The following is a 17,101-nucleotide window of genomic DNA, read 5'->3' as shown; positions in this document are numbered from 1 at the left end:
CGCTGACGGGGGCACGCAGGGCGCACTAGCGTGGAGAACTCTCCGTACCGGCGCGCCTGGAGTCCCGGATGAGTACACACAGCACTTCCCGGCCCCTCTGCCCCATGCACCGCATCGACCTCCCCGAACCCGGACCTCCCCGCCCCGCCACCCTCGCCACCGGCACCCCGGTGTGGCTGGTGACCCGCTACGCCGACGTACGCCAGGTGCTCATGGACCCCCGGTTCAACAGGAGTTCCCTGCACGCCGAGGACGCGCCGCCGCTGCTCGTCGTACCGAACCTGCTCGACGACCCGAACGGGCTCCTCAACCAGGACGGCGAGGCCCACCAACGGCTGCGCGGCACCGTCCAACGGGCATTCACGCCCCGCGCGATCGCCCGCTGGCACCCCTGGGTGGCCTCGGTGGTGGAGACTCTCCTCGACGACTTCGCCGCACAGGACCGTCCCGCGGACATCATCGAGGGCTTCACCCGCCCGCTGCCCGTCTCCGTCATCTCCCGGCTGATGGGGCTCGACCACGTGGACCGCGAGCGCATCCGCCACTGGGCCGACCACGCGCTCTCCGGCGGCGCGCACACCCGGGAGCAGGTCGTCGCCGCCATGCACGAGTTCGGCGCCTTCGCGGCCGATCTGGTCGCCCAGCGGCGCAAGGCCCCCGGCGACGACCTGGTGAGCGGCCTGGTGGCTGCGGGCGACAGCCTGGACATCGACGAGCGGCAACTGGTCACGCTGGTGTGCGGACTGGTGGTCGCAGGCCACGAGACCACCATGACGGCCCTCGGCAACATCGTCGTCTACCTCCTCACCGACCGGCAGGAGGCCTGGTCCGGGCTCGCCGAGGACGAGGAGACGGCGGCGGTCGCGGCCGAACAACTGCTGCGAGCGGTCCCGCTCAGCGAGGGGCGGGTGCTGCCCGGCCTGATCCGCCGCGCCGTCGAGGACACCGAGGTCGGCGGTGTGACGATCCGGGCGGGCAGCGTGGTCGCCGTCCAGACCAACGCCGCCGGCCGCGACCCCGACGTGTTCCCGCCCGGCCCACCCGACCTGTTCACCCCGCTGCCCGCCCCCAGCGTCATCTTCGGCGCCGGCCCCCACCACTGCCTCGGCGCCTGGCTCGCCCGCCTGGAACTCGGCCTGGCCCTGCACCGCCTGGCAGCCCGCTTCCCCGACCTGCGCGCCGAGTTCACGCCCGGCACGATCGACTGGCGAGAGGGCCAGATGACACGAAGCCCGAGGCGACTGCCGGTGTCGTGGTGAACGGGGCGTGACGGCCTGCGGCGGTTTCGGCCGCGCCCCACAGGGGCGCGGGGCTGTATCAATGTGCGGCTTCGCCGCGCGGGCGCGACCGGCCACGACGGGGCCGCACACGACCGACGACCCCTCCTCGCTCAGCCCGCGCAGCTCACCGCAGCAGCCGGTCACCCGAGGGACGCGACCACCACACACCCTCGCCCCGCGTGAGCCCCGGCAGCCGTAGCTCGACCTCGCGCACCCGGCGGGCCGGCAGCTCACCGGTGATCAGCCAGGACGAGGAGCCCGCCGTGGTGCCGGTGAACTCCGCTCCGCGCGAGGCGAGTTCGGCGGTCACCGGAGCCAGCGCGTCCAGCGGCACCTCCGCCTCGAACGCGTGGTACGGCTCGTACAGACGGGTCCCCGACGCCTCCAGCGCGCGGCGCAGCACGATCGGGGTGAGGCCCCGGAAGTCTGCGGCTGTGCTGATCGGCGAGCAGTAGCCGGAGCGGATCAGCGTCACCCGGTAGTCCGTCACCGGCACCCCGGACAGTCCGGTCGACATGCTCGTGTGCACCGTGTCCTCGATCGCCTGGTGGAAGGCGCGGGGGAGTGCGCCGAGCTCCGTCTCGTACAAGAACACCCCACCCGAGTCGCGCGGGCCGGCCTCCACCCGCAGCCCGATGGTCGCCCAGTACCGCGTGCCCAGGTGCCACGGCATCTCCGCGCGGGCTTCGCCCACCCCCCGCGGCCGCTCCAGGAACCGCACCCGGCCCGGCGCGAAGTCGGCCTCGACGCCGAAGTCCCGGGCGAGCGTCGCCGCGATCACCTCCATCTGGACCTCGCCGTAGAGGAGCAGCGCGGTGGCCCCCGCGGGCGCCGGCCCGGCGTGGATCAGCGGGTCCTGGTCGGCGAGGGCGAGGAGGGCCTCGCGCAGGCGTGCCGCCTGCTCGGGGCGGCGCGCACGGACCACGGTCTCCAGCGTCGGGGGCGCGAACTGCGGTGCTCGGTCGGTGAGTTCACCGAGCCGGTCACCCACCCGCACCCCGCCAAGGCCTCCGATCGCCGCGATGTTCCCCGCGGTGAGCGGCCCGTCCCGGCCGATGACCTCAAGGCGGTTCACCCGTCCGAAGACCTCCGTGGTGCGGCCGTCGGCCTCGCGCCGCAGCAGGGTGAGGCGCTGGCGCGGTGTGACCTCGCCGTCGTAGAGCCGAAGGTACGCCGTCCGCTCGCCGCCCGGGCCGGGGCGCACCGCGAACACCGTGCCGCGCGGGCCGGTGCCCTCGGCCGTGGGGGCCGGCGGGATCAACCCGACCATTCCCGAGACGAGCTCGGCGACGCCCTGCCCGCCCAGGGCCGAGCCGAAGAAGACCGGGTGGAACGAGCCGTCGGCGGTCCGCTCCGCGAGTACCTTGCGCAGGTCGTCGGGCGTGGGCGCGGGGCCGTCGACGACCGCCGCGAGGATTCCCGGGTCGACCTCGGCGAGGGCCTCGGCCAGCCGCGGATCCCCGGGCGGGCGTACGGTCACGCGGGCGTCGGCGGTGCCGATGCCCGTCACGTCCGTGAGCGGTGCGACGTAGGGCGTCAGTCTGCGCCGGATGTCGGCCAGCAGGCCCGCGGACCGGGCGCCGGCACGGTCGATCTTGTTGACGAAGACGAGTGTGGGCAGCCGCAGCCGCCGCAGGGTCCTCATCAGCACCCTCGTCTGTGCCTGGACGCCCTCCACGGCGGACAGCAGCAGCACCGCCCCGTCCAGGACCTCCAGGGCGCGCTCGACCTCGGCGATGAAGTCGGAGTGTCCGGGGGTGTCGATGAGGTTGATCTGGGTGTCGCCGACGGTGAACGCGGCGACCGCGGAGCGGATGGTGATGCCGCGCTCCCGCTCGATCTCCCCGTCGTCCGTACGGGTGTCACCGCCGTCGACGCTGCCGAGCCGGTCGATCGCTCCGTGGTCGAACAGCAGCCGCTCGGTGAGGCTGGTCTTACCGGCGTCGACGTGGGCGAGAATGCCGATGTTCAGGGTGTGCATGCGGGGTCGAGTCCTCGAAAACCGTGGGCCGATGGGGGCGCTGGTTGATTCCGAGGAGTCGGCGCATGGGATCTCCTGAGGTGAGGGACTCGGACCGGGACATCATGGCGTGCGGCCGGTGGCGCACCGCAACCGAATTTCCGCGGTCAGTAGCATGAGCCCGTCCCCCGGAATGATCACGCGAGGAGCGGATCGTGCGAGACATCTCCGTGTTCAGCGGCAGCGCCCACCCCGATCTGGCCGCGGAGGTCTGTGCGCATCTCGGTGTGCCGCTCAGCCCCACCCGGGTCAGCCGTTTCGCCAACGACTGTCTGGAGGTGCAGCTCCAGGCCAACTGCCGCGAGCGGGACGTCTTCCTGATCCAGCCGCTGGTCCGGCCGGTCCAGGAGCACCTCGTGGAACTGCTGCTGATGTGCGACGCGGCCCGCGGTGCGTCGGCGGCGCGGATCTCCGTCGTGATGCCGCACTATTCCTACGCCCGCTCCGACAAGAAGGACGCGCCCCGGATCTCCCTGGGCGGCCGGCTCGTCGCGGACCTGATGGTCGCGGCGGGCGCGAGCCGGGTCCTCGCCATGACGCTGCACTCGCCGCAGGTGCACGGCTTCTTCTCGGTACCGGTCGACCATCTGCACGCCCGGCGTGAACTGGCCGCGTACTTCCGGCAGTACGACCTGTCCCGCACGACCGTCGTCTCGCCGGACCTCGGCAACGCCAAGGAGGCGGCCGCCTTCGCCCGGATGATCGGCGCCCAGGTCGCCGCCGGCGCCAAGCAGCGGTACGCCGACGACCGGGTCTCCATCAGCTCCGTGATCGGCGAGGTCACCGACCGGGACGTCATCGTCCTGGACGACGAGATCGCCAAGGGCAGCACCGTCCTCGAACTCCTGGATCGGCTGCGGGAGTTGGGGCCGCGGTCGATCCGGGTGGCGTGTACGCACGGCCTGTTCGCGGCCGGGGCGCTCAAGCGGATCGGCGAGCAGCCCGACGTACTGGAGATCGTGTGCACCAACACCGTGCCGGTCCCGGAGGAGGAGCGCACCGAGAAGCTGCGGATCCTGTCCATCGCCCCAGCCCTCGCCGAGGCCGTACGACGCATTCACAACGGGGAGTCCGTCAGCGCCCTGTTCGACGCGGCGCGAAGCGAATAGACATGAGGTAGCGAGCAACGCTCGGCATCACAGGGATGCTCAGGAGGGGTTGCAGTGGCGAAGGCGAAGTTCGAGCGGACCAAGCCGCACGTGAACATCGGCACGATCGGTCACATCGACCACGGCAAGACGACGCTCACGGCGGCCATCACCAAGGTGTTGCACGACAGGTTTCCCGACCTGAACCCGTTCACGCCGTTCGACCAGATCGACAAGGCGCCCGAGGAACGGCAGCGCGGCATCACGATCTCGATCGCCCACGTCGAGTACCAGACCGAGCGCCGGCACTATGCGCACGTCGACTGCCCCGGACACGCGGACTACATCAAGAACATGATCACGGGCGCGGCCCAGATGGACGGCGCGATCCTGGTCGTGGCAGCCACGGACGGACCCATGCCGCAGACCAAGGAACATGTGCTGCTGGCCCGGCAGGTGGGCGTGCCGTACATCGTCGTCGCCCTCAACAAGACCGACATGGTGGACGACGAGGAGATCCTGGAACTGGTCGAGCTGGAGGTGCGCGAGCTGCTCAGTGAGTACGAGTTCCCCGGCGACGACGTCCCGGTCGTCAGGGTCTCCGCCCTGAAGGCCCTGGAGGGCGACGAGCAGTGGACCCAGTCGGTGCTGGACCTGCTCGACGCCGTCGACACGGCGGTCCCCGAGCCGCAGCGCGACGTCGACAAGCCGTTCCTCATGCCGATCGAGGACGTCTTCACCATCACCGGCCGCGGCACCGTCGTCACCGGCCGGATCGAGCGCGGGGTGCTGCACGTCAACAACGAGGTCGAGATCATCGGCATCCACGAGCAGAAGACGAGGACCACCGTCACCGGCATCGAGATGTTCCGCAAGCTGCTCGACGAGGGCCGGGCCGGGGAGAACGTCGGACTGCTGCTGCGCGGTGTCAAGCGCGAGGACGTGGAGCGCGGGCAGGTCGTCATCAAGCCCGGCACGGTCACCCCGCACACGGAGTTCGAGGGGCAGGCGTACATCCTCTCGAAGGACGAGGGCGGCCGGCACACGCCGTTCTTCGAGAACTACCGCCCGCAGTTCTATTTCCGCACCACGGACGTCACCGGTGTGGTGACCCTGCCCAAGGGCACCGAGATGGTCATGCCGGGCGACAACACCAGCATCCATGTCGTGCTGATCCAGCCCATCGCCATGGAGGAGGGCCTGAAGTTCGCCATCCGTGAGGGCGGCCGGACGGTCGGCGCGGGTCAGGTCACCAAGATCCTCAAGTAGGGAGCTTCACAACGACCCGGATGTGGCCTCGGGCTGTCCCAGAGCCGCGTCCAGGGTCGGGTGTGCGGGCAGCAGCCGGGTCAGTCCGGTGACCCGCATGATGCGCAGGGCGAGCGGGTGCGTGCAGACGAGCCGCAGCTCGCCGTCCTGGTCGAGGACCCGGGAGCGGGCCCGGTAGAGCAGGCGTAACCCGGAGCAGTCGAAGAAGTCGACCGGCCGCAGATCGATCACCAGACGGACATCGGGGCGTGCCGTCACCCGGTCCAGAACGGGGGAGATCTCCAGGGCCGCGGCGATGTCGATCTCGCCGCGGAACTCCAGCACCGTATGGCCCCGGTCGAGGTGGACACGCAGATGCCGGGTCGGCGGTGCGGGCTCCTGGTGCACGACGACATCGCCTCCAACCAGCTCCGTCCGCTGCGGGGTTGCAGGTCACCGGGGGCTGGGGTGACAACGTGCAGCGAGCGTACGAGCGCAGAAGGTCCCCCGGGTCCCTGGTGAGCGCAAATCCGTTCTCCGTCCTGCAAGTTACCCTCGATGGAGTGAATTTGAGCATGTTCGATTGACATATGTCTTCGAATTGCGATGAAGCGCTCCCATGGTGGGTGCGGCAGGGCTACGACAGTGCGTGCCAGGCCTTGGAGAGTGCCTGGCGCAGCTGCTCGGTCTGGTGTGCGGTGAGATCCCGCACCATCCGCTCCTCCAGCTCCCGCACGGGTCCCGCGAACTGATCCAGGAGCTCCCGGCCGGCATCCGTCAGCAGGATCAGCAGCTCGCGCCGGTTGCGCGGATTGCGCTCCCGCCGCACCAGTCCGCGGCTCTCCAGGGACCGTATGAGATCGGCGATGGACTGGGCGGTGACGAACGAGTCGCGGGCGAGCTGTGCGGCCGACAGCCCGTCGTGCCGCTCCAGGACCGTGAGCGCGGTGTACTGCAGCGCGGTGATCCCGGACGGCTTGACCAGCTCGTCCAGGTGCGAGCGCACCACCAGCTCCACCTGCTTCACCATGTAGAGCAGGGACGGGGACGTCTTGGTCGCCTGGGTGTCGAGCATGGGTTCAGCCTAGAGCATTGACAGGAAACCTGTCTGTAATGAGACTGCGAACCAACAGGAATCCTGTTGGTTGAAATCTTGGCAATGAGGCTGAGGAGTGGTGATGACCGCCTTCGAGATCGAACCCGGACAGTTGTTTGTCGGGGGCCAGTGGCGCGAGGCCGCCGACGGAGCGCGCACCGAGGTGGTCGACCCGTCCCGGGGCGCGGTCGTCACCACCGTCGCGGAGGCGGGCGCCGCCGACGTGGACGCGGCCGTGCGCGCCGCCCGGGAGGCCTTCGACAGCGGCACCTGGTCCGGGCTGAGCGGCCGCGAGCGCGGCCGGATCCTGCACCGCGTCGCCGAGCTGATCCGCGAGAACGCCGACGAACTGGCCCGCCTGGAGAGCCTGGACGTCGGCAAGCCCATCTCGCTGTGCCACGCCGTCGACATCACCAACGCGGCCAACGACTACGAGCACTTCGCCGCCCTCGCCCACTCCCTGGACGGCGCCGTCCGCGACACCCCCATGAACGCCCTCGCCTACACCAAGCGCGAGCCGATCGGCGTGGTCGCCGCGATCACCCCCTTCAACTTCCCGCTGATCCTCGCCGGTTCGAAGATCGGCCCCGCGCTCGCGGCCGGCAACACCGTGGTGCACAAGCCGGCCGACGAGACCCCACTGAGTGCCCTGTACATGGCCAAGCTGCTCCAGCAGGCGGGCGTCCCGGACGGCGTCGTCAACGTGGTCACCGGCACCGGACCGGTCGCCGGCGAGGCGCTGCTGCGCCACCGCGGAGTCGACAAGGTCGCCTTCACCGGCTCCACCGCCATCGGCCGCCACGTGGCTGCCACCGCAGGCGAGGCCCTCAAGCCCGTCACCATGGAACTCGGCGGCAACGCGGCCCACATCGTCTTCGAGGACGCCGACCTGGAGAAGGCGGTCGGCGCGATCATCAAGGCGTTCGTCTTCAACACCGGCCAGTTCTGCATGGGCGGCCCGCGCCTGCTCGTCTCCCGCCCGGTGTACGCCACCGTGCTCGGCATCCTCGCCGACGCCGTGCCCGGCGTACCGGTCGGCGACCCGCGCGACCCCGAGACCGTCGTCGGACCGATGGCGGGGGAGAAGCACCTGAAGAAGGTCGAGGAATACGTCGACATCGCCCGCAAGGAAGGCGGTCGCATCGTCTGCGGCGGCGAGCGGCTCGACCTCGACGGCGGCTACTACTACCGGCCCACCGTCATCGCCGATCTGTCCAACGACTCCCGTGTCGTCCAGGAGGAGATCTTCGGCCCGGTCCTGACCGTGCAGCCCTTCGACACCGAGGACGAGGCCGTCGAGCTCGCCAACTCCACGCCGTACGGGCTCGCTTCCGGAATCCAGACCAGCAACCTCGCCCGCGCCCACCGCATCGCCGACCGCCTCCAGGCAGGCATCGTCTGGATCAACGACTGGGCCATGCTCGACCCCGCGGTGCCCTTCGGCGGCGTCAAGGACTCCGGTTTCGGCCGCGAGTACGGGCCCGAGGCCCTCGCCGCCTACACCAAGGTCAAGTCCGTCGTCGTCTCGCTCGACTGAACCCGCAGGGCTCAACTCGCCTGAGAATCAAGGGAGTTCGTACGATGTCCATCCCCACCCGCGCCGCGGTCGTCGAGTCCGGCGGTGCGCCCTTCGCGCTCGCCGATGTCGAGCTCGACGAGCCCGGGCCCCACGAGGCGGTCGTCCGCATGGTGGCCACCGGCCTGTGCCACACCGACCTCGGCGTCGCGAGCGGCGGCCTGCCCTTCCCGCTGCCGGGAGTGCTCGGTCACGAGGGCGCCGGTGTCGTCGAGGCCGTCGGACCGGCCGTCACCGGCATCGCGCCCGGCGACCACGTCGTGCTGTCCTTCACCTCCTGCGGCGAGTGCCGCAACTGCCACGGCGGCCACCCCGCGTACTGCGCGACCTGGCTGCCGCTGAACCTGATCGGCGGCCGCCGCGCCGACGGCACCAGCACCATCAGCCGGGACGGCACCCCGCTCGGCGGCCACTTCTTCGGCCAGTCCTCCTTCGCCGAGCGGGCGCTGGTGGACGAGCGCAGCCTCGTCAAGGTCGACGCGGACGTACCGCTGGAGTCCATCGCACCGCTGGGCTGCGGTGTGCAGACCGGAGTGGGCGCCGTCTGGAACGTGCTGAAACCGGTGACGGGCAGCACGATCGTCGTCCTCGGCGCCGGAGCCGTCGGCCTGTCCGCCGTGATGGCCGCCGCACTGACCCCCGCCACCAGGATCGTCGCCGTCGACAGGGTCGGCGAACGCCTCTTGCTCGCCGAGGAGTTGGGCGCCACCCACACCGTCAACGTCGGCGAGGCCGACCTCGCCGAGGCACTCGCGGAGATCACCGGCGGACGGGGCGCCGACGGTGTCGTCGAGACCACCGGCAGCGTCGCCGTGCTGCGCCAGGGCGTCGACGCGCTCGCCGCGCGCGGCACGCTGGTCGTCGTGGGAGCGCCGCCCTTCGGCAGCGAAGTGGCCCTGGACGTCAACGGTCTGCTCGGCGGCAAGCAGGTCGTCGGGCTCACCCTGGGCGACGCCGAGACGCAGTCGTTCATCCCGTCCCTGGTCCAGCTGGTGAAGGAGGGACGGCTCCCGCTGCACCGCCTGATCAGCACCTATCCGTTCGCGGACATCGACCAGGCGGTGCGGGACATGGGCGCCGGCAAGGCGATCAAGCCCGTGCTGACGTTCTGACTCAGTCGACCGTCAGGACCAGCTTCCCCGTGGTCCGGCCGGTGTCGCCGAGCCTGTGGGCCTCGGCGGCGTCGGCCAGCGGGAAGGTACCGGCGATCGCGGGGCGCAGCTTCCCCGCCTCCACCAGCTCCGCGATCGCCTTGAGGCCGCTGTGCGACGCGTCCACCAGCATGCGCAGCGCCCGCACACCCAGCCGCTCCGCCTCCTCGCAGAAGTCCTTCGAACCGACGGGCAGGATCGAGACGACGATCCCGCCTGGGCGCAGCACGCGCAGCGAGTTAGTCGAGGTGTCCCCGCCGATCGTGTCCAGGACGACGTCCACGTCCTTCACGGCCTCGGTGAAGTCGGTCTCCCGGTAGTCGATCGCCTCGTCCACACCGATCCCGCGCAGGAAGTCGTGCTTGCCCGCGCTCGCCGTGCCGATCACATGGGCGCCGCGCGCCTTGGCGATCTGTACGGCCACATGCCCGACCCCGCCGGCCGCCGCATGGATCAGCACCCGCTGACCTTGCTGCACGTCGGCGTACTCCACGAGGGCCTGCCAGGCGGTCAGGGAGACCAGCGGCAGCGCCCCCGCCTGCGTGTGGTCGATCGAGGCCGGCTTGTGCGCGAACCACCGCGCCGGGCCGGTGACGTACTCGGCGTGCGAGCCGTGGCCGAACGGGTAGGACAGCATGCCGAAGACCTCGTCGCCGGGCTTGAACCGGGCGACGCCGATCCCCACCGCTTCGACGACCCCGGAGACGTCCCAGCCCAGGACGAACGGCGGCTCGCCCAGGAAACCGCCGTTCGCGCGGTGCTTCCAGTCGGTCGGGTTGAGGCCGGCGGCGCGCACGCGGACCAGCACCTCGTTGGTGCGCGGCTCGGGGCGCGGCAACTGCACTTCCTTGAGGACCTCGGGACCGCCGAGGACGTCCTGACTGATGGCTCGCATCGTGTTCACATCGCTCATGGTCACCCAGCCTGCCGGGGTCCGCCCGGCAAGAAAATGGCACGATTGCCAACCTTCGATAAGATCGTGCCATGACTGGTGAGCAGCGGGTGGAACGGGTCGTGGTGCTGGCCCTGGACGGCGTGTACCCCTTCGAGCTGGGCATCCCCAGCCGGATCCTCGGCGCCGCCGACGGCCGGTACGAGGTGCTGACCTGCAGCGTCGACGGCCAACCGGTGCGCACCTGCGCCGACTTCACCATCGGCGTGGAGCACGGCCCCGAGATCCTGGCCACGGCCGACACCGTGGTGGTCGCCTCCATGACCCCCGCGCGCATCCCGACCGAACTGCCCGCGGAGCTCGCCGCCGCCCTCGCCTGCATCCGGCCCGAGGCGCGGATCGTCTCCATCTGCACGGCCGCCTTCGTCCTCGCGGCGGCGGGCCTGCTCGACGGCCGCAGGGCCACCACGCACTGGCAGGTCACCGACGCGTTCCGGCGGCGCTACCCGCACGTGGACCTCGACCCGGACGTCCTCTTCGTGGCCGACGGCCGCATCCTCACCTCGGCGGGCGCCGCCTCCGGCGTCGACGTCTGCCTGCACATCGTGCGCACCGACCACGGCAGCGAGCTGGCCAACGCGGTTGCCCGCCGCTGTGTCGTACCGCCCTTCCGGGACGGCGGCCAGGCCCAGTACATCGAGCAGCCGGTCCCGGAGAGCGGGGCCGCGAGCACCGCCGCCACCCGCGCCTGGGCCCTGGAACGCCTCGACGAACCGCTCACCCTGTCCGACCTCGCCGCGCACGCCCGGATGAGCCTGCGCACCTTCGCCCGCCGCTTCAACGAGGAGGTCGGCCTCAGCCCCGGCCGCTGGATCGTCCAGCAGCGCATCGCCCGCGCCCGGCACCTGCTGGAATCCAGCGACCTGTCCGTCGACCAGATCGCCGGACGCGTCGGCTTCGCGACGGGCGCGTCCCTGCGCCAGCACCTGCACGCCGCGATCGGCGTCTCTCCGCAGGCCTACCGGCGCACCTTCCAGACGGCCACCCGCTAGCCGCGAACGTTCCCCTCCGCCGCCGCGTCGCAGGAGCGTGGACCGACGAGCGGAACAAAGGGGTGGGGGATGCGCGCACGAGTGGTGGTGACGACGCTGCTGGTCGCCTCGGCGGCGGTGGCGTGCGGCAGTGGGAAGGCCCAGGATCTCGTGGTCGACGGCACGGTTCCCGAGGCGCCCTACAGCGGGCCGCTGCACGTGCCCGTGCAGCATGGCGACGAGGACGGCGTTCGTGCCGTGCGGATCGCGTCGGGTGCCGCGGGCCGGGCGCTGGAGTGCGACGGGCAGATCTACTCCGGCGGCGGCAGCGACCCGTGGAGCAAGGGCGACGGCGGCGGGACACCGGAGGACGGGCTCAGGGCGTACTTCGAGATCGAGCAGCCCGACGTCCCCCGCTACGGCTACCGGGCGGAGCGCAAGGAGAAGGACCGCGTCCTGTACTCCTTCGACGTGGGCGGCAGGACCAAGGTGGCCGTCGTCGTCGCCAAGGATCAGAAGAACCGGCCCGGTTGGGGCCCGGAGACCAGCGCCTCCTGCGACCCGTCCGAACTCCCGGCGAGCTTCACCGACCGGCAGTGGTACGAGATCTGGACCGACCGGCACGGCGAACGGCTGCCGGTCACCGAGGTGAACAGCAGCGCCGGCCCGGCCCACTGCGACTGGCAGAAGGCGCACTTCCTGTCGCTGGGGGAGGGCAACAAGGGCAGGCTGTACGCCCGCGATCCCGACGGAGTCCTCCCCGAGGGCATGCTCACCTCCCCGTACGACGGGGACGTGCGCATGCCCGCCGGCGCCCACGACACCGGATACCGCTTCCACGGCCGGCAGTTGTGGCTGACCGGCGATCCGGGCAAGGCCTACGTCCGCACACCCGAGGGCATCGAGGCCTGGCCGCTGGTGAAGGGGGGCAGGGGCTGCGCGTGAGCCGCCGTCACCGGCTCGCGTGCAGGGCCACCAGCAACTGCCAGACCTCGTCGGCGATTTGGGCCGCGTCACCCGCAAGAAGGCCGTGCAGCCAGTCGGCCAGGACGCCCGCGAAGGTGGCGGCCACCGCCGAGGCGACCAGCGGTGCGTCCGCGGCGCCCGCCCGTTCGCGCTCGCGGAGGCTGTAGGCGCGCAGGTCCCGGTGCAGCACCCGGCCGAGGGGGCCGCCGCCGCCCGGGGTCAGGAGTTCGCGGTACAGGCCGGCGTGCGGGGAGAGGGAGGCGAAGAACTCGGCGAGCGCGGGCGGCGCGTGCACCGGGTCCGGGCGGCCCTGCCACGAGTGCAGCGCCTCCACGGCCTCCCGGACGACATCCGCGCAGGCGTCGACCGCCAGCGCCTCCAGACCGTCGTAGTGGACGTAGAAGGTGGCTCGTCCGACCCCGGCCCGCCGCACCAGCGCCGCCACCCCCACCTCCGCGAGGGGCCGCTCGGCGCACTCCGCGAGCAGCGCCTCCCGCAGCCGCGCCCGGGTGCGCGCCGCCCGCGGGTCGTGAGGCGCGCGGCGGGTCACTGGGCGAGCAGGACGGCGGCCAGGGCGAGCGCGCCGGGCAGTGCCTGCGCGAACAGGATGCGACGGTTGGCCGTCACGGCGCCGTAGACGCCCGCGATGACGACGCAGCACAGGAAGAACACCTGGGCGCGGAAGCCGGTCGGGTCCGCCGCGATCAGGCCCCAGACCAGACCGGCCGCGAGGAAGCCGTTGTAGAGGCCCTGGTTGGCGGCCATCGGCGCGGTCGCCCGCGCCATCTCCCGGTCGAACCCGTGCAGCGCCCGCCCGGGCTTCTTCTGCCACAGGAACATCTCCATCACCAGGATGTAGGCATGCAGGGCGGCCACCAGACCGACCAGTACGTTCGCGAGCGTCTCCATTGCAGGGCTCCGTCATTCTTGTGGCGATTTCCTGGACAGGTGTCCACTATAGCGGGACAGGTGTCCAGGAAGTGTCACTGTCAGTGCCCGCCGATAGCCTGCGTGCATGACTGATCGACAGGTGATCGTGCGACGCGCCCGCGCCGAGGACATACCGGGCCTCGTCGCCTCCAGCGCCGGGTTGTTCGCCGAGGACGGCGGCACCCGGGACAGCAGCGTGAATGTCGACTGGCCGCGCGAGCACGGCGCGCAGTCGTTCGCCGCGGCTCTGGAGGACCCGGCACGCCTCGTCCTCGCCGTGGAGCACGACGGACAGGTCGTCGGACACCTGATGGGATCCGTCACCGGGCCCACGGAGAAGCGGACCGTCACCTCCGCGACCCTGGTCAGCATCTACGTCCGCCCCGAGCACCGGCGCGCCCGGGCCGGGGACCGGCTGGTGGAGGAGTTCCTGGACTGGGCCCGGCGGCAGGGCGCCGAGCAGGCCGAGGTGACGGCGTACGCGGCGAACGCGGACGCCATCCGGTTCTACGAGCGGGGCGGCTTCGCCGCCATGACGGTCACCCTGCGCCAGCCCCTGTAGCGCCGCGGCGCAGCTCCAGGGCGCGCAGGGCCAGCTGCATCTCGAACTGGGCCGCCGGGTCGTGCAGTCGGGAGCCGAACAGCTCGTCCAGCTGGCGCATGCGGTAGCGCACCGTCTGGGGGTGCACGGCCAGCCGGACGGCGACCTCGCTGGCATTGTGCCCGCACTGCAGCCAGCTGAGCAGGGTCTCCGCCAGGCGTTCGCGTTGCGGTGGCCGCACCTGCTCCAGCGGGCGCAGCCGGTGCTCGGTCATGGCGTCGATCAGAGCGTCGTCGCGCAGGAGCAGCAGCGTGGCCAAGTGGTCCTGGCAGCGCACCATTTCGCCGTCCGCGAGCACGCCGCGCTGCACCAGGTCCAGCGCCTCGGACGCCCAGCGCAGCGACCGTGCCCCCTCCTGCAGGGCCACCGTCGGGCCCATCGCGGCCCGCCGTCCGTGCAGCGCCCCGGCCACCGCACGTGCCCGCCCGGGCCCCTCCGGGTCCGGCACGACCAGCACGGCCGGCTGGACGTCGAAACGGGCGAGGAACTCGGGCGCCACGATCGGCTGCCCGCCCGCCTGCGGCCGGTGGTCGATCGCCACCACCGCCAGCGCGCGCGGCACCGGCCAGCGTGCGCTCTGCGCGAGGTCCGCGATGGCCTCCGCGGAGGCGGGCGGATCCGCGGTGAGCAGGTCGAGCAGCCGGGTGCGGCGCTGCTGCAGCTCGCCGGCCGCGTGCAGCCGTGCCTCCGTGTAGCCCGCGGTCGTCGCCGCCGCCATCTCGTCCAGGTGCAGAAACAGCGCCTCGCCGAAGGCAGCCAGCACATTGCGCGGCAGCAGATCGGCGTCGACCAGCGCGTTCACCCGCCGCCACGTCACCCGTGCGCCCAGCCGCAGCGCCGACTGGAACGAGTCGAGGCTGCGCCCCTCCTCGGCCTCCCCGCGGCCGATGCGCTGATACGTCGCCTTCACCGGCTCCCAGTCCGTGTCCGGCTTCGCCATCCGCTCCAGGAAACCCTGCAGCGCATGGTCCACGCCGCGGTGCACCCCCTGCATGTACGTGTCGTCGGCGGGGCGCGCGTACTCGGGGATCTCGGTCCTGATCGCCCGTACGACCTCCTCGGTGATGTCGGCGAAGAAGGGTCTGAGGTGGTGGTGCAGGCCCGTCGGTAACGCGTTGAACGGACCGCGCGGCTCCTCCACCGGCACAGCGGCTCTCTTCGGCACGGCCGCGACGATACCCGCCAGTAATCCATCAGGGCTTATCAACGGCGGACAGTGATGGACATGCGTGTTGTCACCACCTGACAAGTTCACGGGTCCGTAAAGGGATTTGTCGATGTGTGGGCTGCTGGCTGAGAGTGATGGAACCCTCACTTCCGCCGACTGTTCGAGGTTGATCCTTTCGGGTTCAAACCCGATAAGCTCCTGTGCGGCGCTGCGAGTTGACCCGATCGCGATCGGTCGTCCCGTGGTGTTTCATGCACCAGTGCGCTCCCCCTTGGCACACCCCCCTGTTCGTTCGTGTTGCTTGTAAGGATGCAGATGGAACTCGCCACTCCGCCGCCGGCGGCGCGGGCCCCTGTCGCCTGGTACAGCTGGTGGTTGATGCCGCTGGCTTTAGGAGGCGGGACGGTTGCCGCCACGTTCATGAGCTCCGAGCGAATAGCCGCCGGTGTCGCGGGTGTCGCGGCCACCGCCGCGAGCGCCGTGTGCGTCCGGCTGCTGATCCGCACCCGCACGCAGCTGAGCGCCACCGAGGGCTCCTTCCGCGCCACGCAGGCCGAGCACTCGCAGCAGTGGCAGCAGCATGTCGCGGGCCTGGAGCGGAAGTACGCCGCCGAGCGCGGCCTGCTGGAGGCCCAGCTGAACGACCAGTCCGGCGCCTACGAGGCGCGGCTGGCGGAACAGAGCTCGACGTACGAGGCCCAACTCACCGAACAGGCACGGGCCTTCGAGGGGCGCCTCGCCGACCAGGCCAAGTCGTACGAGGCCCAGCTCGCCGACCAGGCCGAGGTCTGGCAGGAGCAGCTCGCCCACCAGCACGACGCGGTGGCCCGGCTCGCCAACGAGCAGCTGCCCGAGGCGCTGAAGCAGCTGCGCGCCGGTGAGGCCGTTGACGACCTGCTGCCCGAGGCGAGCCAGTGCGCCAAGGTCAGCGCCGATCTGCAGGCCGAGCTGCGCAAGGTGCTGCGCACCGCCCTGATCGGCGTGGAGGAGGAGTTCAACCGCTCCACCACCGCCGAACAGGCCGTGATCAGCATCGGCAACCGCATCCATGTGCTGACCAGCAAGCTCCGCGGCCGGCTGCACGAGATGCAGGGCGAGCACGGCCGGCTGCCGGCCGTCGCCCGCGGTCTGATGGAGCTGGACCAGGAACTCGGCCCCGCCGACTCCCTCGCCGCGAGCATCGGCGTGCTCGGCGGCTCGGACCGACCGGGCCGGCAGTGGCAGGAGCCGCAGCGCCTGCTCAGCGTGGTGCGCGGCGGTATCGGCCGGATCAAGGACTTCCACCGCGTCGAGGTCCGTCATCTGCCCGAACTCGGCGTCGACGGCGGTCTGGTGGACCACCTGACGCTGATCTTCGCCCAGCTGCTGGACAACGCGGCCCGCTACTCGCCGCCCAGCGAGCCCGTGCTCGTCTCCGGCAAGGAGGTGCCCAACGGCGTCGGCATCGAGATCCAGGACTCCGGCAAGGGCCTGAGCGAGGAGAAGAAGCGCGAGGCCGAGGAGGCCCTCACCGGCACCGCGGCCGGACCCGGCATCGGCGGAATCTCCGAGGACGCCAACATCGGTCTGCGGGTGGTGGGCGCCCTCGCTCGCCGCTACGGCATCCGCGTCACCTTCGCGGACTCGCCCTGGCTCGGCACTTCGGTGGTGGTCGTGGTCCCGCACAAGTACTTCAGCCCGCTTCCCGCGGCCGCTGCGCCGACCGCCACGACCACGACGACGGCCTCGGCGGCCCAGCCCGCTGCGACCGCGACGGTGTCGGCGGCGGCGTCCGCCCAGCCGGTGGCCGAGCCTTCCGAGGCGGTGGAGACCACTCCCGGCGGACTGCCCCGACGCCGCAGCAAACGGCACGAGGGGGAGGGCACGGCGCGGCCCCAGCCGGCCGAGCGCACCGAGGAGACCACGGTCTCCGCCGTCCCGCCGGACGCCTCGTTCACCGGCCTGGCTGCCTTTGCCACCGCCGGCCGCGAGGCAGACGAGGAGTCCACCACGGAGGACACGACGTCTTTCGGGCGCCGGTCCACCGAGCACCGCACTGAAGAGAGCGACTAGTC

Annotated in this window: 16 protein-coding genes; 9 read left to right on the top strand and 7 right to left on the bottom strand. The window is 71.4% G+C overall.

All coding sequences use genetic code 11. The features are described from left to right. Nucleotides 1–68: 68 nt before the first annotated feature. Nucleotides 69–1,259 (top strand): cytochrome P450, encoded by a 1,191-nt coding sequence (locus tag ABT254_RS30925; RefSeq protein ID WP_351477129.1) that lies wholly within the window; start codon nucleotides 69–71, stop codon nucleotides 1,257–1,259. Between the two features lie 145 nt (nucleotides 1,260–1,404). On the opposite strand, the gene otr(A) is transcribed toward ABT254_RS30925, so the two are convergent. After that, entirely contained in the window at nucleotides 1,405–3,261 is a 1,857-nt protein-coding gene (gene otr(A) / locus ABT254_RS30920; RefSeq protein WP_351477126.1) for a tetracycline resistance ribosomal protection protein Otr(A), read from the bottom strand. A 194-nt stretch (nucleotides 3,262–3,455) separates the two neighbouring features. On the opposite strand from otr(A), the gene ABT254_RS30915 reads away from it, so the two are divergent. Both ABT254_RS30915 and tuf read left to right on the top strand, forming a co-directional pair. Continuing rightward, nucleotides 3,456–4,409: a ribose-phosphate diphosphokinase gene (locus tag ABT254_RS30915; RefSeq protein ID WP_351477123.1), complete on the top strand. Its 954-nt coding sequence runs from the start codon at nucleotides 3,456–3,458 to the stop codon at nucleotides 4,407–4,409. A gap of 54 nt (nucleotides 4,410–4,463) precedes the next feature. Beyond that, nucleotides 4,464–5,657 (top strand): elongation factor Tu, encoded by a 1,194-nt coding sequence (gene tuf / locus ABT254_RS30910; RefSeq protein ID WP_351477120.1) that lies wholly within the window; start codon nucleotides 4,464–4,466, stop codon nucleotides 5,655–5,657. A 6-nt stretch (nucleotides 5,658–5,663) separates the two neighbouring features. Here the strand turns inward: tuf and ABT254_RS30905 are convergent, their stop codons facing one another. Then, nucleotides 5,664–6,044 (bottom strand): anti-sigma factor antagonist, encoded by a 381-nt coding sequence (locus tag ABT254_RS30905; RefSeq protein WP_351477118.1) that lies wholly within the window; start codon nucleotides 6,042–6,044, stop codon nucleotides 5,664–5,666. A gap of 229 nt (nucleotides 6,045–6,273) precedes the next feature. Then, nucleotides 6,274–6,711 (bottom strand): MarR family winged helix-turn-helix transcriptional regulator, encoded by a 438-nt coding sequence (locus tag ABT254_RS30900; RefSeq protein WP_351477115.1) that lies wholly within the window; start codon nucleotides 6,709–6,711, stop codon nucleotides 6,274–6,276. Nucleotides 6,712–6,814: 103 nt separating this feature from the next. Between ABT254_RS30900 and ABT254_RS30895 the strand changes: the two genes are divergently transcribed. Together ABT254_RS30895 and ABT254_RS30890 are read left to right on the top strand one after the other, a co-directional pair. Beyond that, the gene (locus ABT254_RS30895; protein ID WP_351477112.1) at nucleotides 6,815–8,269 is read left to right on the top strand and encodes an aldehyde dehydrogenase family protein; all 1,455 of its coding nucleotides are present in this window, start codon (nucleotides 6,815–6,817) and stop codon (nucleotides 8,267–8,269) included. A gap of 44 nt (nucleotides 8,270–8,313) precedes the next feature. Then, nucleotides 8,314–9,420 (top strand): NAD(P)-dependent alcohol dehydrogenase, encoded by a 1,107-nt coding sequence (locus ABT254_RS30890; RefSeq protein WP_351477109.1) that lies wholly within the window; start codon nucleotides 8,314–8,316, stop codon nucleotides 9,418–9,420. Between the two features lies 1 nt (nucleotide 9,421). Here ABT254_RS30890 and ABT254_RS30885 read toward each other — a convergent pair whose 3' ends face one another. Further along, the gene (locus ABT254_RS30885) at nucleotides 9,422–10,372 is read right to left on the bottom strand and encodes an NADP-dependent oxidoreductase (protein WP_351477106.1); all 951 of its coding nucleotides are present in this window, start codon (nucleotides 10,370–10,372) and stop codon (nucleotides 9,422–9,424) included. A gap of 71 nt (nucleotides 10,373–10,443) precedes the next feature. On the opposite strand from ABT254_RS30885, the gene ABT254_RS30880 reads away from it, so the two are divergent. Continuing rightward, a complete protein-coding gene (locus ABT254_RS30880) occupies nucleotides 10,444–11,403 on the top strand; it encodes a GlxA family transcriptional regulator (protein ID WP_351477104.1) in 960 nt (319 codons plus the stop codon). A gap of 69 nt (nucleotides 11,404–11,472) precedes the next feature. Then, the gene (locus ABT254_RS30875) at nucleotides 11,473–12,327 is read left to right on the top strand and encodes a hypothetical protein (protein WP_351477101.1); all 855 of its coding nucleotides are present in this window, start codon (nucleotides 11,473–11,475) and stop codon (nucleotides 12,325–12,327) included. 7 nt (nucleotides 12,328–12,334) lie between these two features. On the opposite strand, the gene ABT254_RS30870 is transcribed toward ABT254_RS30875, so the two are convergent. Together ABT254_RS30870 and ABT254_RS30865 are read right to left on the bottom strand one after the other, a co-directional pair. Continuing rightward, nucleotides 12,335–12,898, bottom strand: coding sequence for a TetR/AcrR family transcriptional regulator (locus ABT254_RS30870; RefSeq protein WP_351477099.1), 564 nt, complete (start codon nucleotides 12,896–12,898; stop codon nucleotides 12,335–12,337). After that, nucleotides 12,895–13,257, bottom strand: a complete 363-nt coding sequence (locus tag ABT254_RS30865; protein ID WP_351477097.1) for a DUF1304 domain-containing protein — start codon at nucleotides 13,255–13,257, stop codon at nucleotides 12,895–12,897. The genes ABT254_RS30870 and ABT254_RS30865 overlap by 4 nt, the downstream gene beginning before the upstream one ends. 106 nt (nucleotides 13,258–13,363) lie before the next feature. Between ABT254_RS30865 and ABT254_RS30860 the strand changes: the two genes are divergently transcribed. After that, nucleotides 13,364–13,840, top strand: a complete 477-nt coding sequence (locus ABT254_RS30860; protein ID WP_351477094.1) for a GNAT family N-acetyltransferase — start codon at nucleotides 13,364–13,366, stop codon at nucleotides 13,838–13,840. On the opposite strand, the gene ABT254_RS30855 is transcribed toward ABT254_RS30860, so the two are convergent. After that, nucleotides 13,818–15,044, bottom strand: coding sequence for a PucR family transcriptional regulator (locus ABT254_RS30855; RefSeq protein ID WP_351477091.1), 1,227 nt, complete (start codon nucleotides 15,042–15,044; stop codon nucleotides 13,818–13,820). The two genes, ABT254_RS30860 and ABT254_RS30855, sit on opposite strands and share 23 nt — an antisense overlap. A 318-nt stretch (nucleotides 15,045–15,362) precedes the next feature. On the opposite strand from ABT254_RS30855, the gene ABT254_RS30850 reads away from it, so the two are divergent. Further along, nucleotides 15,363–17,099, top strand: a complete 1,737-nt coding sequence (locus tag ABT254_RS30850; protein ID WP_351477087.1) for an ATP-binding protein — start codon at nucleotides 15,363–15,365, stop codon at nucleotides 17,097–17,099. Nucleotides 17,100–17,101 lie beyond the last annotated feature (2 nt).

Source organism: Streptomyces sp. NPDC001137, from assembly GCF_040298885.1.
In the GTDB taxonomy this organism is placed as follows: domain Bacteria; phylum Actinomycetota; class Actinomycetes; order Streptomycetales; family Streptomycetaceae; genus Streptomyces.
The sequence above is the reverse complement of the archived record's forward strand: the minus strand, read 5'-3'. Positions and strand labels throughout refer to the sequence as shown.